Below are 25,111 nucleotides of genomic sequence, written 5' to 3' on the forward strand. Positions count from 1 at the left end.
GTCCGGTCGGGGGTCGGCCGCCTCAGGCCGGGGCGGTGCTGCTGTCCGTGATCATCTGCTTCGCCGCGACGTACTGCGCCTTGCCGGTGGCGTTGCGCGGGATCTCGTCGACGATCGTCAGGTGCCGGGGCAGCTTGTAGCCGCTCAGGTGCTCGCGCAGGTGGTCGCGCAGCTCGTCGAGCTCCAGGGACGCGCCCTCGCGCAGCTCGCACACGGCGGCGACCGCCTGGCCGAACTTCTCGTCCGGGATGCCGACCACGAGGACGTCGTACACGGCCGGGTGGCCCTTGATCGCCATCTCGACCTCCTCGGGGAAGACCTTCTCGCCGCCGGTGTTGACGCAGTTGGAGCCGCGGCCCAGCAGGGTGATCCGGTTGTCGGTCTCGATGCGGGCGAAGTCGCCGGGCACCGCGTAGCGCTCGCCGTCGATCTCGATGAAGGTCTCCGCCGACTTCACGGGGTCCTTGTAGTAGCCGACAGGCACGGAGCCGCCACGGCCCAGGCGCCCGGTCCTGCCGACGTTCGTCGCCATGTCCAGCAGAGCGCCGTCCTCGCCGATCACCACGCTGCGGGGGCCGAGCGCCACCACGGGTCCATCGGTGCTGATCTTGCCCTTGTCCTGCATGCCCATGCCCTGGAAGCCGGTCTCCGAGGCGCCCACCGAGTCGGTGAAGATCGCGTCGGGGAACGCCTGCACCCAGCGCTCCTTGATGGGGTGGCTGAAGATCGCGGCGCTGCTGGAGATCGCGAACAGGCTCGACCCGTCGTACGGCGTGCCGGTGGCGGCCTGGCGCTCGAACTCCTCGATGAGCGGGCGGGCCATCGCGTCACCGGTCATGAAGATGAGCTGCACCCGCTCCTTCTCGATGATCTCCCAGGTGCGCTGGGCGTCGAACCGGGGCTCGAGGATCGTGAGGTGGCCGGCGAACAGGTGCATGAGCAGGCCGGCCTGCGCGCCACCGTGCATGAGGGGGCTGAGCGGGAAGGTGACCATCCGCGGGTCCGTGGCCTGCGCCGACTGGTCGTACTCCTCGAGCTCGGCACCGGAGTAGAAGTCGATGCCGCCGCCGAGGACCCGCCAGAAGTCCTCGTGGCGCCACATGACGCCCTTGGGGAACCCGGTGGTGCCGCCGGTGTAGATGATGTGGAGGTCGTCGGGGCTGCGCTCGGCGAAGTCGCGCTCGGCGCTCTGGTCGGCCACGGCGTCCGCCAGGGTCACGCCGCCGAAGGACGACAGGTCGCTCAGGTCGTCGGGAGCGGTGATGTCGGGCAGCGCGACGTACGTCGTCAGCCGCTCGTGGTTCGGGGCGCAGGTCGCCACCAGGGGCGCGTAGGTGCGGTCGTGCACCAGGGCCACCAGGTCGGCGTTGTCGAAGAGGTAGTTCAGCTCGCCCTCGACGTAGCGGTAGTTGACGTTGATGCTGACAGCGCGGATCTTGACGATCGCCAGCACCGTGACGACGTGGTCGATCGAGTTCTTGGCGTAGACGCCGACGTGCTGACCGGGCTTCACCCCCTGGCTCTGCAGGTAGTGCGCCAGGCGGTTCGCCCGGGCCTCCAGGTCTGCGAAGGTCGCCACCTCGTCGCCCACCTTGAGGGCAGGGTTCTCGGGGACGATGTCGACGGCGTGCTCGAAGAGGTCTGCGATGTTCTTGGCCACGCCCGGAGACTAGAACACGTTCTCGTTTTTGGCTAGGCTTTCGCGACATGACCGCAGACCCGTCGACCTCGACCCCCTCGGACCCCGCTGCGGAGCAGCCGCACTGCCTCGTGGAGCAGGTCGGGCACACGCTGGTGGTGACCATGAACCGGCCTGCGTCGCGCAACGCGTTGTCGGGCGAGATGCTCGCGATCATGGAGGACGCCTGGGACCGGGTGAACACCGATGACGAGATCCGCGTGTGCATCCTCACCGGGGCCGGCGGCTACTTCTGCGCCGGGGCGGACCTGAAGTCGATGTCGAGGAAGGCGCCCTCCGAGAGCTTCGAGTCGGGCGAGTACGACCCCACGCGGATCAAGGGGCTGCTCAAGGGCTTCCGGCTGACCAAGCCGCTGGTCGCAGCGGTGGAGGGACCCGCGATCGCGGGCGGCACCGAGATCCTGCAGGGCACCGACATCCGCGTCGCGGGCGAGTCCGCGAAGTTCGGGGTCTCCGAGGCCCGCTGGTCGCTCTACCCGATGGGCGGCTCGGCGGTCCGTCTGGCACGCCAGATCCCCTACACCGTGGCCGCCGAGCTGCTGCTCACCGGTCGCACCCTCGGCGCCGCCGAGGCCAAGGAGATCGGACTCATCGGCCAGGTCGTCCCCGACGGCGAGGCGCTGGCCAGGGCCCACGAGATCGCCGAGCGGATCAGCGCCAACGGACCGGTGGCCGTGCAGGCCATCCTCCGGACGTTGCGCGACTCCGAGGGCAAGCACGAGGACGACTGCTGGGCCGACGACGCCCGCGTCGGTGCTGCCGTCTTCGCCTCCGACGACGCCAAGGAGGGGCCGCGCGCCTTCGCCGAGAAGCGCGCGCCCCGCTTCACCGGTCGCTGACCCGGCCCAGATGTCCCGCCGAGCCGGCCCAGATGTCTCGCCGGGTCAGAGGGACATCTGGGCCGGGTGAGCGCGATATTTGGGCCGGGTCAGCCGATGGAGCGCTCCCCCGTCCAGTAGGTCGCACGCAGGGCCTTCTTGTCCGGCTTGCCGAGCCCGGTGAGCGGCAGGGCGTCAGTGGCGATCACCTGCTTGGGCGCCTGGACCGACCCCTTGCGCTCCCTGACCATGGCCTGGATCTCGGTGACGACCTCGTCGGTGAGCTCGTGGCCCTCGCGCAGCACCACGACGGCGGTGACGGCCTCGCCGAACTTCTCGTGCGGGGTGCCGATGACCCCGACCTGGGCGATGGCCGGGTGCTCTGCGACGACGTCCTCGACCTCGCGCGGGAACACGTTGAACCCGCCCGTCACGATCATGTCCTTGGTGCGGTCGACGATGTACCAGAACCCGTCCTCGTCCTCGCGGGCCACGTCACCGGTGTGCATCCAGCCGTCGTCCCTGAAGGTCTGCGCCGTCTCCTCCGGCAGCCTCCAGTAGCCGTCGGCCAGCAGCGGTCCGGCCACGCAGATCTCCCCCGGCTCACCGGGCGCGACGGGCAGGCCGTCCTCACCCAGCAGCGCCGTGCGCACGAGCGCCGCGGGGCGCCCGCAGGAGGCCAGCCGCCGGTCGTCGCCGACGTGGTCGGCCTTGGCGAGGTAGCTGATCGCCATCGGGGCCTCGGACTGGCCGTAGTACTGCGCGAAGATCGGGCCGAACCGTTGGACGGCCTCCTTCAGCCGCACCGGGTTGATCGCCGAGGCGCCGTAGTAGACGGTCTCGAGCGAGGACAGGTCGCGGGTGCGGGAGTCCGGGTGGTCCATCAGCGCGTAGAGCATCGAGGGCACCAGCATCGTCGCGGTGATGCGCTGCTCCTCGATGGTGCGCAGCACCTCGGCCGGGTCGAACCTCGCCAGCACGAACAGGGTGCCGCCCTTGATCACCACCGGCACGAAGAAGGCCGCCCCGGCGTGCGAGAGCGGCGTGCACATCAGGAAGCGCGGCGACTCCGGCCACTCCCACTCCGAGAGCTGGATCTGGGTCATGGTCGCGAAGGCCTGCGCGGTGCCGATGACGCCCTTGGGACGCCCGGTGGTGCCGCCGGTGTACGTGATCGTGGTGACGTGGTCGTGCGGGAGGAGCGCGGCCTCCAGGCGGCGCGGCTCGAAGCCGGCTGCGGCCTCGGCCAGGTCGTGGCCGACCTCGGCGAGCTCCGGCGGGACGGGGCCGAGGGTGAGCACCTTCGTCAGGCGCGGACAGCGGGCGACGAGGGCCGCGGCCCGCTCGACGAACATCGGCACCGGGTCGATGGTCAGCGTGGTGATCTCAGCGTCGTCGATGACGTACGCGTGGTCGTCGAGCGAGCCCAGCGGGTGCAGCGAGGTGCGCTGGAAGCCTTGGGTCTGTCCCGCCCCGATCACGAACAGGACCTCGGGGCGGTTGAGAGCGAGCAGCGCCCCGGCGGTCCCCCGGCCGGCGCCGAGCGCCTCGTAGGCCTGGGCGTACTGGCTGATGCGGTCGGCCGTCTCGCCGCCGGTGAGGGCGGTCTCCCCCAGGTGCATCACGGGCCGGTCCCGGTGCCGCTGCAGGGCCGCGACCATCAGGTGGCCGTTGTGGGTGCCGGTGCGGAGCAGGTCGACTGAGGCGGTCATGGCCGCAGACTAGAACGTGTTCCAATTATCCGCTAGGTCAGCCCAGGAGCTCGGCGACGGCGCGGACCTCCTCGGGCGTGTGCAGCGAGAGCATCAGCGTGCTGACGCCGGTCTCCTCCCACTGGGCCACCCGCTCCTTGACCTCACCGGCCGTGCCGATGATGTGCATGTCGTCGACGAGGTCGTCGGGGATCAGGGCTGTGGCCTGGTCCTTCTTGCCGGCCAGGTACAGCTCCTGGACCTCCGCGGCCAGCGACTCGTAGCCCATCCGGACGAAGACCTGGTTGTGGAAGTTCGCCTCCTTCGCGCCCATTCCGCCCATGTAGAGCGCCACCACGGGCTTCATCGCATCCACGACGACCTGCTTCTCGGCGGCGTCGGCGACGACCTGGAAGTGGCAGGTCGCCGCGATCTCGAAGGTCTCGCGCGTACGCCGGGCACCGGGGCGGGCGAAGCCCTCGTCGAGCCAGGGCTGGTACATGCCCGCCGACTTCGGCGTGTAGAAGATCGGGATCCAGCCGTCGGCGATCTCGGCGGTCTGGGCGACGTTCTTCGGTCCCTCGGCGCCGAGCCAGATCGGCAGGTCGTCGCGCAGGGGGTGGGTGATCGACTTCAGCGGCTTGCCCAGACCGACCGAGCCCTCGCCGCCGTAGGGCAGCGGGTAGTGCGGCCCGGCGTTGGTGACGGGTCCCTCGCGGCGCAGCACCTGGCGGATGATGTCGACGACCTCGCGGGTGCGAGCCAGCGGCTTCGCGAAGGGCACGCCGTACCAGCCCTCGACGACCTGGGGGCCGCTCACGCCCATGCCCAGCACCATCCGACCGCCGCTGAGGTGGTCCAGCGTGAGGGCGTGCATGGCGATCGAGGTGGGCGTGCGCCCCGACATCTGCACGATCGAGGTGCCCAGCCGGACGTTGGTCGTCTCCCGACCCCACCAGGCGAGCGGGGTGAACGCGTCGGAGCCCCACGCCTCGGCGGTGAAGATCGCATCGAAGCCCGACTCGTCGGCGGCCCGGACGATCTCGGCGTGGTGGACGGGCGGCTGTGCGCCCCAGTAACCCAGCTGCAGTCCCAACTTCATGAGCACCACCTTGCCAGAACCCTTGCCCCATTCGTAGAACGTGTTCTAGTTTGCGGACATGCCCCGCACCCTCTCCGCCCCGGTCACCGTCGCGTTCGACTACACCCGGTCGACCGGGCCCGTGCTGGGCCGCTTCTTCACCGGCCTCCGCGACGGTGTCCTGGTCGCCGGCCGCACCACTGACGGCGAGGTCGTCGTCCCGCCGCCGGAGTACGACCCGGTGACCCACGAGCCCACCACCGAGTTCGTGGAGGTCTCCCCCGTCGGCAGCGTGACGAGCTGGACGTGGGTCTCCGAGCCGGTGGCCGGCCAGCCCTTCGACCGCCCGTTCGCCTTCGCCCTGGTCCTGCTCGACGGGGCCACCAGGCCGTTCCTGCACGCGCTCGACGTCGCCTCGCCCGCCGAGGTCACCACGGGCATGCGGGTGCAGGTGCGCTGGCGCGCCGAGCGGACCGGCTCGATCACCGACATCGAGGCCTTCGAGCCCGCAGCCGACGGCGACGGCGACGGCGACGAACGAGCCGACGGCGTCCCGGGCACGCCGCGCACCACGCTCGACCCCGTCACCCGGATCGTGACGCCTGTCGCCCTCGACTACACCTACGCCGCCTCGCCGGAGGAGTCCGCGTTCTACCGCGGCCTGGCCGAGGGCCGGATCCTGGGCCAGCGCTGCCCCACCTGCGCCAAGGTCTACGTGCCGCCGCGCAGCGCCTGCCCGGCCGACGGCACCCCGACCACCGACGAGGTCGAGCTGGCGCAGACCGGCACCGTGACGACCTTCTGCATCGTCAACGTCCCCTTCCTGGGCCAGCGCATCAAGCCGCCCTACGTGTCGGCGTACGTGCTCCTCGACGGCGCCGACATCGCCTTCCTGCACCTCATCCTGGAGGTCCCGGCCGAGGAGGTCCGGATGGGCATGCGGGTGGAGGCGGTCTGGAAGCCCCGCGAGGAGTGGGGCACCACGATCGAGAACATCAGCCACTTCAAGCCCACCGGCGAGCCGGACGCGGCGTACGACACCTACAGCCAGCACCTCTGAGCCGGGAAGAGAGACGCAGCAGATGAGAGACGTCGCCGTCGTCGGGTTCGCCCAGCGACAGATGCAGGACTTCGACGGGTCGCCGACCTGTGTCGAGCTCCTCGTGCCCGTGTTCAAGGAGTGCTACGAGCAGACGGGGTGGACCCGTCGCGACATCGGCTTCTGGTGCTCCGGCTCCTCGGACTACCTCGCCGGACGGTCCTTCTCGTTCGTGCAGGCCGTCGACGCCATCGGGGTCATCCCGCCCGTCAACGAGTCGCACGTCGAGATGGACCTGGCCTGGGCGATGTACGAGGCGTGGCTGAAGATCCAGACAGGGGAGGTGGACACCGCCCTGGTCTACGCCTTCGGCAAGAGCTCGGCCGGCGTGCTGCGCCGCACCCTGGGCCTGCAGCTGGACCCCTACACGATGACGCCGCTGTGGCCGGACACCGTGTCGCTGGCCGGTCTCCAGGCCCGCGCCGGCATCGACGCCGGGCTGTGGGACGAGCAGGCGATGGCCGAGGTCGCGCTGCGCTCGCTGACGGACGCGGAGAAGAACGAGCACGCCGTGCGCCGAGGCGGCTCCTCGGTGCCGGAGCTCCTCGCCCGTCCCCTGTACGCCGACCCGCTGCGCAAGCACGACTGCGCGCCGGTGACCGACGGGGCGGCCGCGATCGTGCTGGCCGCCGGCGACCGTGCCCGCGAGGTGCGTGACCGACCGGCCTGGCTCTCGGGCATCTCTCACCACATCGACCCGATGAGCATGGGCACCCGTGACCTGACCCGCTCCCCCTCGGCGGCCCGATCCGCTGCCGCCCTGGACCTCACCGGGGTGGACGTCGCCGAGCTGCACGCCCCGTTCAGCCACCAGGAGCTGGTGCTGCACCGCGAGCTCGCGCTGGCCGACGACGTCCGGATCAACCCCTCCGGCGGCGCCCTGACCGGCAACCCGATGTTCTCGGCCGGCGGCATCCGCGTCGGCGAGGCCGCCCGTCGGATCTGGGCGGGCGAGTCGGACAAGGCGCTGGCGCACGCGACCAGCGGCCCGGCCCTGCAGCAGAACCTCGTGTGCACCCTGGGTGCCGCGACCGGCTCGACCACCGGAGGACACCGATGAGCAAGCTGCCCGCCGCGGTGATCGGCGTGGGCCAGACCCACCACCGCGCCAAGCGCGAGGACGTCTCGATGGCGGGGCTGTGCCGCGAGGCCATCGACCGGGCCCTCGAGGACGCCCAGATGACCCTCGACGAGATCGACGCCATCGTCGTCGGCAAGGCGCCCGACCTGTTCGAGGGCGTGATGATGCCCGAGCTGTTCCTCGCCGAGGCGCTCGGCGCCGCCGGCAAGCCGCTGCTGCGCGTGCACACCGCCGGCTCGGTGGGCGGCTCGACCGCCATCGTGGCCGCCTCGCTGGTGCAGGCCGGGGTGCATCGCAAGGTGCTGGCCGTCGCGTACGAGAAGCAGTCGGAGTCGAACGCCATGTGGGCGCTCTCGGTGCCGGTGCCGTTCAACATGCCCGTGCACGCGGGCGCGGGCGGCTACTTCGCCCCGCACGTGCGCTCCTACATCCGCCGCTCGGGCGCCCCTTCGCACATCGGCGCCGTCGTGGCCGCGAAGGACCGCACCAATGCGCTGAAGAACCCCTATGCGCACCTCCACAACGAGGGCACCACCGTGGAGACGGTGCTGGCCTCGCAGATGCTGTGGGACCCGATCCGCTACGACGAGACCTGCCCGTCCTCCGACGGCGCCTGCGCCGTCGTCGTGGCCGCCGAGGACATCGCGGACACCCGCCCGGACGCGGCCTGGATCCACGGCACGGTGATGCGCTCGGAGGCCACCACCGCCGCCGAGCGCGACCAGGTGAACCCGCAGGCCAGCCGCGACGCGGCCGCCTCGCTGTGGAAGCAGGCCGGGATCACGAACCCCCTCGAGCAGATCGACGTCGCTGAGATCTACGTGCCGTTCAGCTGGTTCGAGCCGATGTGGCTGGAGTCGTTGGGCTTCGCCGAGGAGGGCACAGGGTGGCAGCTCACCGAGTCCGGCGCCACCGCGATGGACGGCCGGCTGCCGGTCAACTGCTCCGGCGGCGTGCTGTCCTCGAACCCGATCGGCGCGTCCGGGATGCTGCGCTTCGCCGAGGCGGCCCTGCAGGTCCGCGGGCGCGCAGGCGAGCACCAGGTCGACGGCGCGCGCCGGGCCCTGGGGCACGCCTACGGCGGCGGCTCGCAGTTCTTCTCGATGTGGGTCGTCGCCGCCGACAAGCCCCGGAACTGAGGGTGCCGCGCACGCCCGTAGGGTCGGGTGCATGATCGAGCTGCGCACCCCCACCCAGATCGAGCAGATGAAGCCGGCCGGCCGCTTCGTCGCCGACGTCATCACCCGCCTCTCCGAGGTCGCCGACGTGGGCATGAACCTGCTCGAGCTCGACGAGGTCGCGCACCAGATGATCCGCGAGCGCGGGGCGGAGTCCTGCTACATCGACTACCACCCCTCGTTCGGGGCCTCCCCGTTCGGCAAGGTGCTGTGCACCTCCGTCAACGACGCGGTGCTGCACGGCCTGCCCCGTGACTACGTGCTCGCCGACGGCGACCTGCTCAGCGTCGACTTCGCCGCGAGCGTGGACGGGTGGGTCTCCGACTCCGCCTTCAGCATGGTCGTGGGTACGCCGCGCCCCGAGGACCTGCACCTGATCGAGGTGACCGACCGGGCGCTGGCGGCCGGCATCGCCGCCACGCGGGTGGGCAACCGGATCGGCGACATCTCGGCTGCGATCGGCGAGGTCGCCCGCGCCGAGGGCCTGAAGGTCAATCTGCAGTTCGGCGGGCACGGGGTCGGTCGCACCATGCACGGCGACCCGCACGTGCCCAACGACGGCCGCGCCGGGCGCGGCTTCAAGCTCAAGGCCGGCCTGGTCATCGCGATCGAGCCGTGGTTCGTGCACACCACCGACGAGATCTACACCGACGCCGACGGCTGGACGTTGCGCAGCGCCGACGGGGCCCGCGGGGCCCACATGGAGCACACCGTGGCCGTCACCGACGACGGCCCGCTGGTGCTCACCGCACGCGGCTGAAGACCCGCGCGCGGCGAGCGCTCAGGCGTAGGCGACCTGGAGCTCCTTGATCCCGTTGATCCAGGTGTGGCGCAGGCGCCGCCCGTCGGCGAGCCGGCGGATGCCGGGCGCGTGCTCGGCCAGGGCCTCGAAGATCACCCGGACCTCGAGCCGGGCCAGGTTCGCACCGATGCAGTAGTGCGCACCGTGCCCACCGAACGACAGGTGCGGGTTGGGGTCGCGGGTGATGTCGAAGACGAACGGGTCGGTGAAGACGTCCTCGTCGAAGTTCCCCGAGGCGTAGAACAGGCCGACCCGCTGGCCCTGGCGCACGGTCACGTCCCCGACCTCCACGTCGCGCAGGGCGGTGCGCTGGAAGGCGCACACCGGCGTGGCCCACCGGATCACCTCGTCGATCATCGTGGCGGGCCGCTCGCTCTTCCACAGCTCCCACTGCTCGGGGTGCTCGAGGAAGGCCATCATCCCGTGGGTGATGGCGTTGCGGGTGGTCTCGTTGCCGGCCACGGTGAGCAGGATGACGAAGTACCCGAACTCGTCGTCGGTCAGGCCCCGACCGTCCTTCTCGGCTGCGAGCAGCTTCGTGATCAGGTCGTCGCGGGGGTTCTCCCGACGCTCCGCGGCCAGGCCCATGGCGTAGCCGAGGATCTCGGCGGCCGCGACGTCCGGCTCGCCGGCGTAGTCGGGGTCGTCGCTGGCGAGCATCTCGTTGGACCAGTCGAAGAGCTTGCGACGGTCCTCCTGCGGCACCCCGAGCAGGTCGGCGATCGCCTGCAGCGGCAGCTCGGCCGCGACCTCCTCCACGAAGTTGCCCGAACCGCGCTGGACGGCGTCCTGCACGATCTGGTGGGCCCGCCGCTCCATGATCTCCTCGAGGGCGCCGATCGCCCGCGGCGTGAAGCCCCGGGAGATGATCTGGCGGGTGGAGGTGTGCTCGGGCGCGTCCTGGTTGATCAGGATGACCCGCTGCATCTCCACCATCTCGCGCTCCATCCCCTCCGCGAAGCGGATGATGGCGCCGTTCTCGGAGGCCGAGAAGTCCTTGCTGTTCTTGGACACCGCGGCGACGTCGGCGTGCTTCGACAACGCCCAGTAGCCGGTCCCCGACTCCTCCGACATGCCGTCCCGTGCCGACTGCGGCTGCTCGACCCAGTGCACCGGGTCGGTGCGCCGCATCGCCTTGAACTCGGCGTGCGGCAGCGCCCTCCACAGCACGTCGGGGTCCGTGGGGTCGAAGCCTTCGGGGATGAGCTCGCTCGCGGTCACGGTCGGGTCCTCTCGATCACTGGTCGACGCTGTAGGAGACCTGCATGTCCTTGACCCCGTTGAGCCAGCCGCTGCGCAGCCGGTCGGGCTCGCCGAGCTGGGTCACGCGCAGGCCACGGTCCGCCATCGCATTGAACATCAGGTCCACCTCGAGGCGGGCGAGATTGGCACCGATGCAGTAGTGGGCGCCGTGTCCGCCGAAGGCCTGGTGGGGGTTCGGGTTGCGCAGGATGTCGAAGGTGAAGGGGTCGGTGAAGACGTCCTCGTCGAAGTTCGCGCTGGAGTAGAGCAGACCCACGCGGTCGCCCTTCGACACCTGGACGCCGCCGACCTCCACGTCGTTCAGCGCGGTGCGCTGGAAGGCCGTGACGGGCGTGGCCCAGCGGATGATCTCGTCGGTGGCGGTGCTGGGACGCTCGCGACAGAACAGCTCCCAGCTCTCGGGGTTGTTCATGAAGGCGTGCTGGCCCCACGTGATGGCGTTGCGCGTGGTCTCGTTGCCGGCCACGGCGAGCAGGATGACGAAGAAGCCGAACTCGTCGTCGGAGAGACCGCGGCCGTCGACGTCGGCGCTGATCAGCTTGGTGACCAGGTCCTCACGCGGGCTCGTGCGGCGCTCGTCGGCCAGGGCCATGGAGTAGCCCAGGATCTCGGCGTAGGCGACCATCTGGTCACCCTCGACCGACGGGTCGTCGTACGACATCAGCTGGTTGGACCACTCGAAGAGCTTGCCGCGGTCCTCCTGCGGCACCCCGAGGAGGTCCGCGATCGCCTGCAGCGGGAGCTCGGCGGCGACGTCCTCGACGAAGTTGCCCTGTCCCTTGGCGACGGCGTCGTCGATGATCTTCTCGGCGCGCACCTTGAGGCTGTCGTGCAGGGCGCTGATGGAGCGCGGTGTGAAGGCCCGCGACACGATCTGGCGCAGCTTGGTGTGGTCGGGCGCGTCGTGGTTGATGAGCAGCGCGCTGGAGGCCTCGACCTCGTCGCGGGTCATGTCCGGCCCGAAGCGGATGACCACGCCGTTCTCGCGCGCGGAGAAGTCGGTCTGGTTCTTCGAGACCGCGGCGACGTCGGCGTGCTTGGTCACCGCCCAGTAGCCCGCGTGGTCCGGGAACCCGCCCCGGGCCTCGGGCTCCTGGGTGATGAACGAGACGGGGGCGGTACGACGCAGCAGCAGCAGCTCGTCGTGCGGGACCCGGTCCGCCAGGATGTCGGGGTCGGTGGGGTCGAAGGCCGTGGCGCGGGTGTCGAGCTGGGTCACTGGGGCGTCTCCATCGAAGGTGGCGGGGGTGGAACGTGTTCTAGTGGGCCAGATTACATACCGCCGGTACGCCGAGGAAGCCATACCGTGAGATTTCTTCCCGGACGCCGAGAACCTGTTCTATTTTGGTCGCATGGGCACCCCTGTGATCGTCGACGCCGTCCGCACCCCCCTCGGCAAGCGCAACGGCTGGTTGGCCGGCGCGCACCCCGCTCAGCTGCTCGCCTTCGTGCAGCGCGAGGTGATCGAGCGCTCGGGGATCGACCCCGAGCTCGTCGAGCAGGTGGTCGGGGGCTGCGTCACCCAGGCAGGTGAGCAGTCGAACGACATGGTGCGTCGGGCCTGGCTCTACGCCGGCCTCCCCCAGCACACCGGCGGCACCGTGATCGACGCCCAGTGCGGCTCCGGCCAGCAGTCGGCCCACCTGGTCGCCGACATGATCGCGGCGGGCACCATCGACGTGGGCATCGCCTGCGGCGTCGAGGCCATGTCGCGCATCCCGCTGGGCAGCAACGTGCCCGCGGGCCTCGGCGACCCGCGGCCCGACGACTGGGCGATCGACCTGCCCAACCAGTTCGAGGCTGCCGACCGGATCGCCCGCAACCGTGGTCTGAGCCGCGCCGACCTCGAGGCGTTCGGTCTCGCCAGCCAGCAGAAGGCCCGCGTCGCGGTCGACGAGGGGCGCTTCAAGCGCGAGATCGCGGCGTACGACGCCCCGGTGCTGGGTGAGGACGGCGAGCCGACCGGCGAGACGCGCCTCGTCGACACCGACCAGGGCCTGCGCGAGACGACCCTCGAGGGCCTCGCCTCGCTGCGCACCGTGCTGCCCGAGGGGCTGCACACCGCCGGCACGTCCTCGCAGATCTCCGACGGCGCCTCCGCCGTGCTGATCATGGACGAGTCGAAGGCCCGGGCCCTGGGCCTGCGCCCCCGCGCCCGGTTCGTGACGCACTGCCTGGTCGGCTCCAACCCCTACTACCACCTCGACGGCCCCATCGACGCCACCCAGCGCGTCCTCGACCGCACCGGCATGTCGATCTCCGACATCGACCTCTTCGAGGTCAACGAGGCCTTCGCCTCCGTCGTCCTGTCGTGGGCCGGCCAGCACCAGGTCGACCTCGACAAGGTCAACGTCAACGGCGGTGCGATCGCCCTGGGCCACCCCGTCGGCTCCACCGGCACCCGCCTGATCACCACCGCCCTGCACGAGCTGGAGCGCCGCGAGCTCTCCACCGCCCTGATCTCCATGTGCGCCGGCGGCGCCATGGCCACCGGCACCCTGCTCGAGCTCATCTGAGCCCCGCCTCGGGGAGTTTCATCGGCCGGCCGATGAAGGTCCTGGGTGGACGATGAAGTTTCAGCGTCCACCCGAGAGGTACGTCGGCCGGCCGATGAAACTCCCCGGCAGGTTATCCACAGGCGGCCGCGGGGCGCGTGCAGGCGGGTGTCGGGCGAGGCAGGCTGCCGGGATGATGATCAACGTGCCGGCCGACGACCTCGGGGTCGTCCTGCGGCGAGACCTGGTGGCCGCAGGCATCCATGACAACGCCATCGCCCGACTGGTGCGGGCCGGTGAGCTCGTGCGGATGCGGCACGGCGTGTACGCCGTCGCCCAGCAGTGGAACCAGGCCACTGCCCGCGAGCGGCACGTGATGCTCAGCCGCGGGGTCGTGCGCCTCTACGGCCAGGACGTCGCGCTGTCCCACGTGAGCGCCGCACTGGTCTACGGGGCGCCGGACCACGGCCTGCCGCTGACCCACGTGCACCTCACCGATCTGGCCGGCGCGGGCGAGCGCACCCAGGCCTCCGTACGACACCACCGCGGCGGCTGTCGCGTCGACGAGCTGAGCCGGCGCGGCGAGTGCTGGATCACCGCTCCTACCCGGACCGCGCTCGACACCGCCGCGATCGTCGACCGTGACGCGGCGGTGTGTGTGCTCGACTGGTTCTTCCAGCAGGGGCTGAGCAGCCCCGAGGAGTGCCAGTACCAGCTGGACGCCCGCAGCGTGTGGAGCGACCACCTCGACCTGGCGCTCAAGCTCGGGTACGCCCGGGTCGGGTCCGACAGCGTCGCCGAGACCCTGGCGCGGCTCGCCTTCCTCGATGCCGGGCTGCCCGAGCCCGAGCTGCAGCTGGAGGTGCGGGACCAGCGCGGCTGGCTGATCGGGCGCGTCGACTTCGCCTGGCCCGAGCACCGGCTGATCGTGGAGTTCGACGGCCGGCAGAAGTACCACTCGATGCGCCGGCCCGGGGAGAGCATCGAGGAGATGGTGCTGCGCGAGAAGCAGCGCGAGGACCGGATCCGTGAGGCCACGGGCTGGACGGTCATCCGGATCACCTGGGCCGACCTCCAGCAGCCGAGCCTGCTCATCGCGCGCCTGCGCCGGTACCTGAAACCGGCCGCCTGAGCAGTGCCTCTCCCCGCCCGGAACCGCGGCCTACCTGCGCGGCGTAGACAGAACTGACGGGTGGACGATGAAGTTTCAGCGTCCACCCAGGAGTTTCATCGGCCGGCCGATGAAACTCCTGCCGGGCGGCCAGCGAGGGCAGCAGACCAGTCAGGAAGCGGGGCGGTACCCGGGGGGCACGGCCCAGTTGCCGCCAGCAGCGCGGAGGTGCTCGTAGATGTCGTACTCGGGGGCGTAGTGCTCGAGGAGCCGTCCGCGCATGGTGTCGGAGAGGGTGGTGGCGGCGCTGGAGGTGGACCAGTTCTTGGTGACCAGGTCGACCTGCTGGCCCAGCTGCTGGGCGATCCAGCCCTGCCAGACGTCGGTGGCCTCGAGGGCCAGGATCCGGTCGACGCCGATGGTCAGGTCGTCGTCGAGGGAGACGAAGCGGGCCTGGCGCCCGGTGATCGCGCCGGGGGCGCCGTCGATGTGAGCGCCGACGAAGTCGTCGAAGCTGATGTCACCGGTCCACTTGCCGTCGTCCTTCTCCTTCAGCGCCGGCCGCTGTCGGTAGCGCCACCAGGACTCCAGCCAGGACACCGGCTCGCGGAAGAGCGTGACGAGCTCGTAGTCGGTGCGCTCGTAGCCTGCGCCCTGCAGCACCGGCGCCATCCGGTGGGTGAAGGTGCGGCAGTTCATGTGCTTGAGCCGCGGGTTGACCCGCATCAGGATCTCGGCGTGCCCCTTGAGCGTGGTGACCAGCGTCGTGGAGGCGCACTTGGGCATCGAGAGCATCACGAACCCGTGGGCAGGCAGAGCGATCACGGACCCGAACCTACCGTTCACCTGCCCGACCGGAACTCGACGCCCCCGCATGCGTTGATACGGCCATGTGCGACGACCACCCTGCGCCCGACCACGCGCCCCATCACCTGCCCCACCGTGAGCTCTCCGCCCCCGACGCCGCGACCCGCGCTCGGCTGACGCGCCGCAGCGCGCTGGGCGGGGCCGGGGCGGGGCTGCTGGTGGCCGGTGCCGCCGGCTCGCTCCTCGGCACCCCCACCGGCGCGGCGGCCGCCCCCGGCTCGCCGGCCGCCGCCACCGGCGCGGCACGCACCTCGCGGCTGACCCGCGGCACCCACCTGCTGCACGCCGACCTGCACAACCACACGCTGCTCAGCGACGGCGACGGCGACCCGGCCGACGCCTTCGACTCGATGCGAGAGGCCGGGCTCGACGTGGCGGCGCTGACCGACCACGCCACCCTGTCCGACAACCTGCTGGGCGACGTGCTCACCGACCTGCTGCCCCCGGAGTACACCCAGGTCGGCGGCCTGACCCGGCGCGGCTGGCGCGCCACCGGGGCGTACGCCGATGCCGCGAACGTCGACGGTGCCTTCACCGCCATCCGCGGCTTCGAGTGGTCCGAGCCGCTGATCGGCCACGTCAACGTCTGGTTCAGCGAGCACTACACCGACGTGCTGCAGGCGGGGCTGATGCAGCCCCTGCTGTCGTGGCTGCGGCGCGAGCCGGGCCTGGTGCTCGACGGTGGGGCCGGCGCACTGGCCGGATTCAACCACCCGGGCCGCGAGCCGGGTCGCTTCCAGGAGTTCGTCTACGACGAGCGGGTCCGCGACCAGGTCGTGGGCCTGGAGATGTTCAACCGCCGCGACGACTACCTCTTCGAGGGCTACGCCGACGGGCGCGACTCGCCGCTGTGCGTGTGCCTCAACAACGGCTGGCGCACCGGCCTGACCGGCGTCACCGACGAGCACGGCACCGACTGGGGCTTCCCCGAGGGCAAGGGCCGCACCGGTCTGTGGGTGCGCGAGCACAGCCGCCAGGGGGTCAAGCGCGCGATGCGCCAGCGGCGCTTCTTCGCCACCCGCACCTCGGGCCTGCGCCTCGACGCCACCGCCACCCCGCGCCGGGGGCGATCGGTGCGGATGGGCGGGGTGGTCCCCCTCCCGCCCCGCGCCCGTACGACGCTGACGCTGCGGCTGGACCTGGCGCGGGACCGGTCGTGGCGCGGGCGGCGCCTGGCCGCGCAGGTGCTGCGTCCCGGCACCGACGCCCCGGTGGTGGCCGAGGTCGTCGACTTCGAGGTCGGCCCGGTGCTGGAGGTGCCGGTCAAGGTCGACCTGGCTGACGGCGACTGGGTGGTGGTGCGCGTCTCGGACCCCGCCGAGCCGAACGCCACGCCCGGCCCCCAGGACCACCCGTGCAACGACCTCGCGATCGCCTACACCAGCCCGTGGTGGCTGGAGACCCGCTGAGGGCTCCGCTACGTCATCCGGATGTCGATGACGTGACCGGCCGCACTGGAGTTGGGTCCGCCGTCACACCCACGGTGCCACCTCTGTCCGGACGACGCATCAGCCCGGTCAGTCGGTCGCGGTCGTGCGGTACTGCCCCCGGAAGAACAGCAAGGGGTCGCCCGGCTCGTCGCCGACCTGCAGGTCGAGGGCACGGCCGATGACGACGTAGTGGTCGCCGGCCTCGTGCACCGCGTGGATCGCGCAGTCGATGTGGGCGAGCGTGCCGGCCAGCACCGGCGAGCCCGTGTGCGGCGACGCCTCCCAGTCGACCCCGGCGAACTTGTCGGCACCCCGGCTGGCCATCTGGTTGGACAGCTCGGCCTGGTCACCGCCGAGCACGTTGACGCAGAACCGGCCGGCCCGCTGGATCAGCGGCCAGGCCCGGGAGGACTTCGCGGGCACGAACAGCACCAGCGGCGGGTCGAGGGAGACGCTGGAGAACGACTGGCAGGTCATCCCGACCGGCTCCCCGCCACTCATCGTCGTCACCACGGTGACCCCGGAGCCGAACTGGCTCAGCACGTCACGGAAGCGACGCGCGGCCGCCAGGGCCTCCGGGTCGTCGGCCGCCACGGTGACGTCGTTGCCGGGCCCGAGGTGCAGGTCGTAGCGGGAGTCACCCAGGAACGACTCGATGAGCTCGGCGCTGGGCCAGGTCTCGGCGGCGTTGGGGTTCATCCCCTCGGGGATCTCCGGGGTCTCGGTCATGGGCTCGACCCTAGACATCATCGACCGACGGAGAAGTCGTGCCCCCAGTACGAGACCGCGGTCGACTCGCGGGCCACCCAGCGCGCGTCGTCGACCTCCATGCCGTCGGTGCCGAACTCGATGTCGAAGCCGCCCGGCGAGCGGACGTAGAAGGAGACCATCTCGTCGTTCATGTGCCGGCCCAGGGTCGAGGAGAGCGGGGCGTCGTGCTTGCGGACGCGCTCCAGGGCGCGGCCCACGTCGTCGAGGGAGTCGACCTCGAGCATGATGTGCACGCACTTGGCGGGGTTCGGCATCGGCAGGAACGCCAGCGAGTGGTGGCGCGGGTTGACCCCGAGGAAGCGCAGCCACACCTTCGAGCCGGGCTCCTTGCCGACGAACTCGCCGGGCATGCTCATCGAGTCGCGCAGGCGGAAGCCGAGCACCTCGGTGTAGAAGCGCAGCGCCTCGACGTCGTCGAGGACGGGCACGACGATGTGGCCCATGCCCTGGTCGCCGGTGACGAACTTCGCGCCGTACGGCGTCACGACCGGGTGCGACTCGTAGGTGATGCCGTGGAAGAGCTCGAAGACGTTGCCCCACGGGTCCTCGAAGCGCACCAGGTCCTGGACCCGGCGGTCGGCGAGCTCCTCGGCGGTGGCGTCCTGGAAGTCGACACCGGCAGCCTGCAGGTGCTCGCGCGCCGCCTGCAGGGCCCGGTGGTCCGCGACCTCCCAGCCGGTGCAGGCGAGCTGGTCGACGTCACCGGGCACCACGACGAGCCGCGCGGAGACGGCGTCGATCTGGAAGTAGAGGTGCTCCGGGTTCGGGCCGCGGCCCTCGGCGAGCCCGAGGACCTTGGTGGCGAAGTGGCGCCACTGCTCGAGGTCGGTGCTGGACACGCGGACGTAGCCCATCGAGCGGATGTCGATCGTCATCAGGGTTCCTCAGTGGCTCTCGTGGTGGTTCTGGTGGTCTGGATCAGGCGCTGGTACGGCGGGGCCGCTCGACGTGGCGGCCCAGGAAGGCGGTCGCCACCTCGCGGAACTCCTCGGCGGCCTCGATCTGCGCCCAGTGGCCGCAGTTCGGGAACACGTGCAGCCGTGCGCGCGGGATCAGCTTCAGCGCCGCCATGGCACCGTCGAGGGGGTTGACGCGGTCCTCGCGGCCCCAGGTCAACAGGGTGTGCTGGCGCAACCGGTGGGCCTCACGCCAGAGCATCCCGTCCTCTGCGGTCTCAGGATTCCAGAAGGACATGCCCATCGACCGCATCGCGTCCTGCGCACCGGGACTGGTGGCGTCGGCGAAGCGCGCCGCCACCAGCTCGTCGGTGACCAGCGACTGGTCGACGACCATGGTGGAGATGAAGGCGCGCAGCCGCTCGGGGGTCGGGTCGCCGCCGAACTCCATCAGGCGCTGCACGCCCTCGGTGGGGTCGGCGTGGAACAGGTTGAGCGACAGGCCGCCGGGACCCATCAGGACCAGTCGACCGACCCGGTCGGGGTGCGACAGCGCCAGGCGTACGGCGGTGCCGCCGCCCAGGCTGTTGCCGAGCAGGTGGACCCGCTCGATGCCGAGCTCGTCGAGCAGCGCGACGACCGCGTCGGCGGCGAAGCGGTAGTAGTTGCCCACCACCGGCGGCTTGTCGGAGCCCCCGAAGCCGGGCTGGTCGACCAGCAGGGTCCGGAAGGACTCGGCGAAGCCGGGCAGCGCCGGGCCGAAGTTCGACCACGACGAGGCGCCGGGCCCACCGCCGTGCAGCATCACCAGCGGCAGCCCGGCGCCCACGTCGGTGGGCTCCCCCGCCTCGTAGTAGGTCAGGGAGATCTGGCCGGTCGCCTCGGTGTGGACGGAGGCGGAGCGGCGTACGGAGTCAGGGGTCACGCTCAGTACATCCCCGGGTCGACCTTGTGGCCGAACTCGTGGGCACCGAACATCTGCAGCGCCCGCTCGGGGTCGTTGGCGGCGTGCACGCGTCCGGCGTGCGCGTCGCGCCAGGCGCGCTGGAGGTAGGTGCCCTGCGTCAGCGCCCGCCCGCCGGAGGCCTCGAAGAGCTCGTCGATCGCGTCGATCGCGCGCTGGCTGCCGATGACCTGGTCGCGGCGCACCTTCAGGCGCAGGCGCAGCGGGATCTGCTCGCCCTTGGCCACGTGCGCCTGCTCCTCGCGGATGTTGTTGACCAGCAGCGCCCAGGCGGCGTCGATCTCGCTGGAGGCCCGCGCGATCCGGACCATGGCGAAGGGGTCCTTCGACGCCTTCTCCCCCAGGTACGCCGCGCGGCTGCGCTGCTGCTGCATCTCGACGTGCTCGGCGTAGGCACCCATCGCCATGCCGATGATCGGCGTGGTGATGGTGCCGGTGAAGATCGAGTGGAAGGGCAGCTTGTAGAGGTCGCTGGTGTTCTGCGCCTGTCCGGGGCCGCGGCACGAGCCGGTCTCGCCCATCGACAGGGTGAAGGCCTCCGGGATGAAGACGTCGTCGACGACGATGTCGTTCGAGCCGGTGCCCGAGAGCCCGACCATGTGCCACACGTCGTTGATGGTGTAGTCCGACCGCGGCACCATGAAGGTCTTGAAGTCGACGACGTTGCCCTCGGCGTCGAAGACCAGGCCGCCCAGCAGCACCCAGCTGCAGTGGTCGGCACCGGAGGAGAAGCTCCACTTGCCGGAGAGCCGGTAGCCGCCCTCGGCGACGACGGCCTTGCCGGTGGGGGCGTACGACGAGCTCAGCCGGGTGTCGGTGCTCTCGCCCCACACGGCCTGCTGGGCCTCGTCGGCGAACAGCGCCACCTGCCAGGGGTGCACGCCCACGACACTGCTGACCCACCCGGTCGAACCGCAGGCCGAGGCGATGTCGCGCACCGCGGTGTAGAAGTCCACGGGGTCGGCCTCGAAGCCGTCGAACCTCTTGGGCTGCAGGAGCCGGAAGAAGCCGGTCTCCTCCAGCTCCTTGATGTTGGCGTCCGGGACCACCCGGAGACGCTCAGCCTCGTCCGCTCGGTCCCGGAGGCCGGGGAGCAGGTCACGGACGGCGTCGAGCACGGCCTGGGTCATGGGGATCTCCTGTCGGTGGATCAGTTGCTCAATACTAGAACACGTTCTAGTTAGGGACAAGGTCGGCCTGCTCAGCCGTTCGCTCTCGCCTCGTCCTGCTCGGCCTGGAGCATCAGGGCGATGTCGACGAGCTGGTCCTCCTGGCCGCCGATGAGCTTGCGCCGGCCGGCCTCCAGCAGGATCTTGGCACCGGGCACGCCGTAGCGCTCCGCGGCGTTGCCGGCGTGCTTGAGGAAGCTCGAGTAGACCCCGGCGTAGCCCATCATCAGCGTCATCCGGTCGAGCTGGCACTCCTCGGGCATCACCGGCTTGATGACGTCCTCCGAGGCGTCGACGATCTTGAGGAAGTCGACCCCGGTGCTCCAGCCGAGCTTGTCGCAGACGCCGATGAACGCCTCCAGGGGCGTGTTCCCGGCCCCCGCGCCGAAGCGGCGCACGGACCCGTCGATCTGGGTGGCACCCGCGCGCGCGGCGATGACGGTGTTGGCCACGCCCAGACCGAGGTTCTCGTGGCCGTGGAAGCCCACGTCGGCGACGTCGCCGATCTCGGCCACGAGCGCCGAGACGCGGTCGGCGGTCTGCTCCATCACCAGCGCACCCGCGGAGTCGACGACGTAGACGCACTGGCAGCCGGCGTCGACCATGATCCGGGCCTGCCGGGCCAGCACCTCGGGCGGCTGGGTGTGGCTCATCATCAGGAAGCCGACGGTCTCGAGACCGAGCTCGCGGGCCAGCCCGAAGTGCTGGTTCGAGGTGTCCGCCTCGGTGCAGTGGGTGGCGATGCGACAGATCTGGCCGCCGTTGTCCTGCGCCGCCCGGATGTCGTCCTTGGTGCCGACGCCCGGGAGCATCAGGAACGCGATGCGCGCCCGCGTGGCCGTCTCGGCCGCGGTGCGGATCAGGTCCTGCTCCGGCGTGCGCGAGAAGCCGTAGTTGAACGACGAGCCGCCCAGCCCGTCGCCGTGCGCCACCTCGATCACCGGCACGCCGGAGGCGTCGAGGGCGGCGACGACGTCGCGCACCTCGGCGGTGGTGAACTGGTGCCGCTTGTGGTGCGAGCCGTCGCGCAGGCAGGTGTCGGTCAGGCGCAGGTCGAGGTCGCCGCCGTGCGCTCCACTCCAGGTGCGGGTCAGGTGGTCGAGGTCGGTCGTGCTCATCGGAGGTCCCCCTGGATCGATCGGGCGATGGTGTCGCCGACACGGGCGGCTGCGGCGGTCATGATGTCGAGGTTGCCGGCGTACGGCGGCAGGAAGTCCCCGGCGCCCTCGACCTCGACGAAGACCGAGACCTTGAGCTGGCCCTGCGTGGCGGCCGAGGGCTCGTCGAGCTGGGGCTCCTGGAGGAGCCGGTAGCCGGGCACGTACTCCTGCACGGACCGCTCCATCGCCAGCACCGAGGCCACGATCGCGTCGCGGTCGGCATCGGGGGCGACGGCGCAGTAGATCGTGTCGCGCATGATCATCGGCGGCTCGGCCGGGTTCAGGATGATGATGGCCTTGCCGCGGGCGGCGCCGCCGATGGTCTCGACGCCGGCAGCGGTGGTGCGGGTGAACTCGTCGATGTTGGCGCGGGTGCCGGGGCCCGCCGACATCGACGAGACCGAGGCGACGATCTCGGCGTAGGAGACCCGGGCGGCGCGGGAGACCGCGGCCACCATCGGGATGGTGGCCTGGCCGCCGCAGGTGATCATGTTGACGTTGGGCGCGCCCACGTGCTCCTCGCCGTTGACCGGCGGGATGACGGCGGGACCCACCGCGGCCGGCGTGAGGTCGACGGCACGGATGCCGGCCTCCTCGTAGCGCGGCGCGTACGCGCGGTGCACGGAGGCCGAGGTCGCCTCGAAGACCAGGTCGGGCAGCTCGTCCTGCCCCAGCAGCCAGTCGACCCCCTCGGGCGAGGCCTCGAGGCCCTGCTCGGCGGCCAGGCGCAGGCCCTCGGAGGCGGGATCCACCCCGATCATCCAGCGGGGCTCCACGTGCCGGCTGCGCAGCAGCTTGTACATGAGGTCGGTGCCGATGTTCCCGGGTCCGACGATGGCGGCGGTCAGCTTCTCGATGCTCACGGGGTCAGAGTAGAACCTGTTACAGTTTTGTGCCATGACCGGTACGTCGCGAGCCCCCCGAGCCGCCTCCAGCGCCCCCTCGAGCGTCACTGCCCTGCCGACCGAGGTCGACGTCGTCGTCGTGGGCGCCGGCGGCGCCGGGATGACCGCCGCCCTGGCCGCGGGCGCGGCCGGCCTGGACACCCTCCTGGTCGAGAAGAGCGCCTACTTCGGCGGCTCCACCGCCCGCTCCGGCGGCGGCGTGTGGATCCCCGGCAACTACGCGCTGCGCGAGGCCGGCCAGGTCGACCCCGACGACGACGCGCGGTCCCGCGAGTACCTCCAGGCCATCGTGGGCGACGCGGTCCCGGCCGTGCGCCGCGAGACCTACCTGCGCCGCGGGCCCGAGGTCATGGACTTCCTGCGCGAGCGCACCCCGCTGCGCTTCACCTGGGTGCCGCAGTACGCCGACTACCTGCCCGAGCAGCCCGGCGGCCGGCCCGCGGGCCGCAGCTGCGAGCCGGTGCCGCTGGACGCGTCCTTCCTCGGCGACGAGCTCGAGCGCCTGCACCCGCCGTACACCAAGGCCCCGGCGAACCTGATCGTCACGCAGGCCGACTTCCGCAAGATCAGCCTCGGGCTGCGCACCTGGCGCGGGCCGGTCACGATGGCCAAGGTGCTCGTCAAGCGCCTCATCGCCGGGCTGCGCCGACGCCGGATGTACGCGATGGGCGGCGCGATCGCGGTCGGCCTGCGCCAGGGGCTCATCGACGCCGGCGTGCCGGTGGCCTACGAGACCGCCCTCGACGAGCTGCTGCTCGAGCGGGGCCGGGTCGTCGGGGTGCGGGTCACCCGCGACGGGCGGTCCCACGAGATCCGGGCGCGGCGCGGCGTCGTGCTCGGCAGCGGCGGCTTCGAGCGCAACCTGGAGCTGCGCGAGAAGTACCAGCCGCAGCCCACCTCGGTCGAGTGGACCACCGGATCGGAGTTCAACACCGGCGGCGGGCTGCTGGCCGGCATCGCGGCCGGCGCCGGCACCGACCTGCTCGACGACTCCTGGTGGGGTCCCACGATCCCGCTCCCGGGCCGTCCGTGGTTCTGCCTGGCCGAGCGCAACCTGCCCGGCTCGATGATCGTCAACGGCGCGGGCCGCCGGTTCATGAACGAGGCGCTGCCCTACGTCGAGGCGGTCCACGAGATCTACGCGGGCGAGGCCAGCGGCGTCCAGCACGTCCCGGCCTGGATGATCATCGACCAGCGCTACCGCAACCGCTACCTCTTCGCAGGCCTCAGCCCGCGCCAGCCCTTCCCGGGGCGTTGGTACAAGGAGGGCGTGGTGCGCAAGGCCGCGACCCTCGAGGAGCTCGCCGCCGAGATCGGCGTCCCGGCCACGGCGCTGAGCGCCACGGTGGAGCGCTTCAACGGCTTCGCCGAGACCGGGGTCGACGAGGACTTCCACCGCGGTGAGTCGGCGTACGACAAGTACTACTCCGACCCGACCGTGAAGCCGAACCCGTCGCTGCACCGCATCGACCAGGGCCCGTTCTACGCGGTCAAGATCGTCCCGGGCGACCTGGGCACCAAGGGCGGCCTGGTCACCGACGAGCACGCCCGCGTGCTGCGCACCGACGGTGAGCCGATCCCCGGCCTGTACGCCGCCGGCAACGTCTCGTCGGCCGTGATGGGACGCACCTACGCGGGACCGGGAGCGACCATCGGCCCGGCGCTGACTTTCGGCTACCTTGCGGTCGAGCACCTGGCTGCGGACCACACCGACGCAGCCGTCCCCACCGGAGAGGCCTCCTGATGCCCATCGATCCCGACATCGCGATCGGCGCCGACCTCGGCGTCCGCACGTTCACCTGGGACGCCAGCGACGTGCTGCTCTACCACCTCGGCGTCGGCGCCGGCTCCCACCCGGGCGACCAGGTCGACCCCGCAGCACTGCGCTGGACCCTCGACGGGCCGGGCCTGCAGGTGCTGCCGTCGTTCGGCGTCGTCGCGCCCACCTTCCACGCGACCGACCCGCCGCCGCTGGACCTGCCGGGCTGCGACATCGACCTCGCCCAGGTGGTCCACGGCTCGCAGTCGATCACCGTGCACGCCCCGCTGCCGACCTCCGGCTCGGCGAGCGTCTCCACCCGGATCAGCGACGTCTGGGACAAGACCAAGGCCGCCGTGATCTGGCAGGAGGCGACCGCCACCTCCGCCGACGGCGAGGCGCTGTGGACCACCCGCTCCTCGATCTTCGTGCGCGGCGAGGGCGGCTGGGGCGGCGACCGTGGCTCCTCGCAGGCCGTCGAGCTGCCCGAGCGGGCCCCCGACACCGAGACGGCGTACGACGTCACCCCGCAGCAGGCGCTGCTCTACCGGCTCTGCGGCGACCGCAACCCGCTGCACGCGGACCCCGACTTCGCGAAGGCCGCCGGCTTCCCGGCCCCGATCCTGCACGGGCTCTGCTCCTACGGCATCGTCCTGCGCGAGCTGACCGAGACGCTGCTCGCCGGCGACGCCACCCGGGTCGGCGGCTTCTCCGCACGCTTCGCCGGGGTGGTCTTCCCGGGCGAGACGATCGGGGCCAAGGGATGGCTCGAGGACGGCCGGATCGTGGCCTCGGCGACCATCATGGGCGGCGAGCGCGACGGCTCCCCCGTGCTGGCCGACTGCGTCCTCGACCTGGCCTGACGCCCGGCC

The 25,111-nt window shown here is 71.3% G+C and carries 22 protein-coding genes; 10 read left to right on the forward strand and 12 right to left on the reverse strand.

Annotation, left to right across the window (positions count from 1 at the left end):
- Nucleotides 1–22 precede the first annotated feature (22 nt).
- Complete coding sequence (locus tag I601_RS17100; protein ID WP_068112388.1) at nucleotides 23–1,660, reverse strand: acyl-CoA synthetase; 1,638 nt, start codon at nucleotides 1,658–1,660, stop codon at nucleotides 23–25.
- A 47-nt stretch (nucleotides 1,661–1,707) separates the two neighbouring features.
- On the opposite strand from I601_RS17100, the gene I601_RS17105 reads away from it, so the two are divergent.
- Nucleotides 1,708–2,538, forward strand: coding sequence for a crotonase/enoyl-CoA hydratase family protein (locus I601_RS17105; RefSeq protein ID WP_068112391.1), 831 nt, complete (start codon nucleotides 1,708–1,710; stop codon nucleotides 2,536–2,538).
- A gap of 89 nt (nucleotides 2,539–2,627) precedes the next feature.
- On the opposite strand, the gene fadD8 is transcribed toward I601_RS17105, so the two are convergent.
- Nucleotides 2,628–4,229, reverse strand: coding sequence for a fatty-acid--CoA ligase FadD8 (gene fadD8, locus I601_RS17110; RefSeq protein ID WP_068112393.1), 1,602 nt, complete (start codon nucleotides 4,227–4,229; stop codon nucleotides 2,628–2,630).
- Between the two features lie 37 nt (nucleotides 4,230–4,266).
- Nucleotides 4,267–5,310, reverse strand: coding sequence for an LLM class F420-dependent oxidoreductase (locus tag I601_RS17115; protein WP_068112396.1), 1,044 nt, complete (start codon nucleotides 5,308–5,310; stop codon nucleotides 4,267–4,269).
- 58 nt (nucleotides 5,311–5,368) lie between these two features.
- Here I601_RS17115 and I601_RS17120 point away from each other — a divergent pair, with 58 nt between their 5' ends.
- Genes I601_RS17120 through map form a run of 4 tightly spaced genes read left to right on the forward strand, consistent with a single transcriptional unit; the run spans nucleotide 5,369 to nucleotide 9,407 of the window.
- Entirely contained in the window at nucleotides 5,369–6,349 is a 981-nt protein-coding gene (locus tag I601_RS17120) for a Zn-ribbon domain-containing OB-fold protein (protein ID WP_068112400.1), read from the forward strand.
- A 22-nt stretch (nucleotides 6,350–6,371) separates the two neighbouring features.
- Complete coding sequence (locus I601_RS17125; RefSeq protein WP_068112403.1) at nucleotides 6,372–7,448, forward strand: thiolase domain-containing protein; 1,077 nt, start codon at nucleotides 6,372–6,374, stop codon at nucleotides 7,446–7,448.
- Nucleotides 7,445–8,608: a thiolase domain-containing protein gene (locus I601_RS17130; RefSeq protein ID WP_068112408.1), complete on the forward strand. Its 1,164-nt coding sequence runs from the start codon at nucleotides 7,445–7,447 to the stop codon at nucleotides 8,606–8,608. The genes I601_RS17125 and I601_RS17130 overlap by 4 nt, the downstream gene beginning before the upstream one ends.
- Nucleotides 8,609–8,639: 31 nt before the next feature.
- Complete coding sequence (map, locus tag I601_RS17135; RefSeq protein WP_068112409.1) at nucleotides 8,640–9,407, forward strand: type I methionyl aminopeptidase; 768 nt, start codon at nucleotides 8,640–8,642, stop codon at nucleotides 9,405–9,407.
- A gap of 21 nt (nucleotides 9,408–9,428) precedes the next feature.
- On the opposite strand, the gene I601_RS17140 is transcribed toward map, so the two are convergent.
- Both I601_RS17140 and I601_RS17145 read right to left on the reverse strand, forming a co-directional pair.
- A complete protein-coding gene (locus tag I601_RS17140) occupies nucleotides 9,429–10,670 on the reverse strand; it encodes a cytochrome P450 (protein ID WP_068112412.1) in 1,242 nt (413 codons plus the stop codon).
- A 16-nt stretch (nucleotides 10,671–10,686) separates the two neighbouring features.
- A complete protein-coding gene (locus I601_RS17145; RefSeq protein ID WP_068112415.1) occupies nucleotides 10,687–11,931 on the reverse strand; it encodes a cytochrome P450 in 1,245 nt (414 codons plus the stop codon).
- 133 nt (nucleotides 11,932–12,064) lie between these two features.
- Here I601_RS17145 and I601_RS17150 point away from each other — a divergent pair, with 133 nt between their 5' ends.
- Together I601_RS17150 and I601_RS17155 are read left to right on the forward strand one after the other, a co-directional pair.
- Nucleotides 12,065–13,228, forward strand: a complete 1,164-nt coding sequence (locus I601_RS17150) for a steroid 3-ketoacyl-CoA thiolase (RefSeq protein WP_068112418.1) — start codon at nucleotides 12,065–12,067, stop codon at nucleotides 13,226–13,228.
- 172 nt (nucleotides 13,229–13,400) lie between these two features.
- Nucleotides 13,401–14,339 (forward strand): type IV toxin-antitoxin system AbiEi family antitoxin domain-containing protein, encoded by a 939-nt coding sequence (locus I601_RS17155; protein ID WP_068112421.1) that lies wholly within the window; start codon nucleotides 13,401–13,403, stop codon nucleotides 14,337–14,339.
- A gap of 150 nt (nucleotides 14,340–14,489) precedes the next feature.
- On the opposite strand, the gene I601_RS17160 is transcribed toward I601_RS17155, so the two are convergent.
- Nucleotides 14,490–15,143: a sulfotransferase family protein gene (locus tag I601_RS17160; protein WP_068112423.1), complete on the reverse strand. Its 654-nt coding sequence runs from the start codon at nucleotides 15,141–15,143 to the stop codon at nucleotides 14,490–14,492.
- Nucleotides 15,144–15,208: 65 nt separating this feature from the next.
- Between I601_RS17160 and I601_RS17165 the strand changes: the two genes are divergently transcribed.
- A complete protein-coding gene (locus I601_RS17165) occupies nucleotides 15,209–16,594 on the forward strand; it encodes a CehA/McbA family metallohydrolase domain-containing protein (RefSeq protein WP_237089449.1) in 1,386 nt (461 codons plus the stop codon).
- Nucleotides 16,595–16,702: 108 nt separating this feature from the next.
- Here the strand turns inward: I601_RS17165 and I601_RS17170 are convergent, their stop codons facing one another.
- The 6 genes from I601_RS17170 to I601_RS17195 all read right to left on the reverse strand — a co-directional run bounded on the left by I601_RS17170 (nucleotide 16,703) and on the right by I601_RS17195 (nucleotide 22,438).
- A complete protein-coding gene (locus I601_RS17170) occupies nucleotides 16,703–17,344 on the reverse strand; it encodes a flavin reductase family protein (RefSeq protein WP_237089450.1) in 642 nt (213 codons plus the stop codon).
- Nucleotides 17,345–17,361: 17 nt separating this feature from the next.
- A complete protein-coding gene (gene hsaC / locus I601_RS17175) occupies nucleotides 17,362–18,261 on the reverse strand; it encodes an iron-dependent extradiol dioxygenase HsaC (protein ID WP_157520245.1) in 900 nt (299 codons plus the stop codon).
- Nucleotides 18,262–18,304: 43 nt separating this feature from the next.
- Complete coding sequence (gene hsaD / locus I601_RS17180; RefSeq protein ID WP_068112426.1) at nucleotides 18,305–19,207, reverse strand: 4,5:9,10-diseco-3-hydroxy-5,9,17-trioxoandrosta-1(10),2-diene-4-oate hydrolase; 903 nt, start codon at nucleotides 19,205–19,207, stop codon at nucleotides 18,305–18,307.
- Nucleotides 19,208–19,209: 2 nt separating this feature from the next.
- A complete protein-coding gene (gene hsaA / locus I601_RS17185) occupies nucleotides 19,210–20,376 on the reverse strand; it encodes a 3-hydroxy-9,10-secoandrosta-1,3,5(10)-triene-9,17-dione monooxygenase oxygenase subunit (protein ID WP_068112429.1) in 1,167 nt (388 codons plus the stop codon).
- 71 nt (nucleotides 20,377–20,447) lie between these two features.
- Entirely contained in the window at nucleotides 20,448–21,533 is a 1,086-nt protein-coding gene (dmpG, locus tag I601_RS17190) for a 4-hydroxy-2-oxovalerate aldolase (protein WP_068112431.1), read from the reverse strand.
- Nucleotides 21,530–22,438, reverse strand: coding sequence for an acetaldehyde dehydrogenase (acetylating) (locus tag I601_RS17195; RefSeq protein ID WP_269465739.1), 909 nt, complete (start codon nucleotides 22,436–22,438; stop codon nucleotides 21,530–21,532). The genes dmpG and I601_RS17195 overlap by 4 nt, the downstream gene beginning before the upstream one ends.
- Before the next feature lie 34 nt (nucleotides 22,439–22,472).
- On the opposite strand from I601_RS17195, the gene kstD reads away from it, so the two are divergent.
- Nucleotides 22,473–24,224 carry a 3-oxosteroid 1-dehydrogenase gene (gene kstD, locus I601_RS17200; protein WP_084527759.1) on the forward strand — a complete coding sequence of 584 codons (1,752 nt, stop codon included), beginning with the start codon at nucleotides 22,473–22,475 and terminating at the stop codon, nucleotides 24,222–24,224.
- Entirely contained in the window at nucleotides 24,224–25,102 is an 879-nt protein-coding gene (locus tag I601_RS17205) for a MaoC/PaaZ C-terminal domain-containing protein (protein ID WP_068112436.1), read from the forward strand. Before kstD ends, I601_RS17205 begins: the two co-directional genes overlap by 1 nt.
- Nucleotides 25,103–25,111: the final 9 nt, after the last annotated feature.

The organism is Nocardioides dokdonensis FR1436 (assembly GCF_001653335.1).
Taxonomy (GTDB): Bacteria; Actinomycetota; Actinomycetes; order Propionibacteriales; family Nocardioidaceae; genus Nocardioides; species Nocardioides dokdonensis.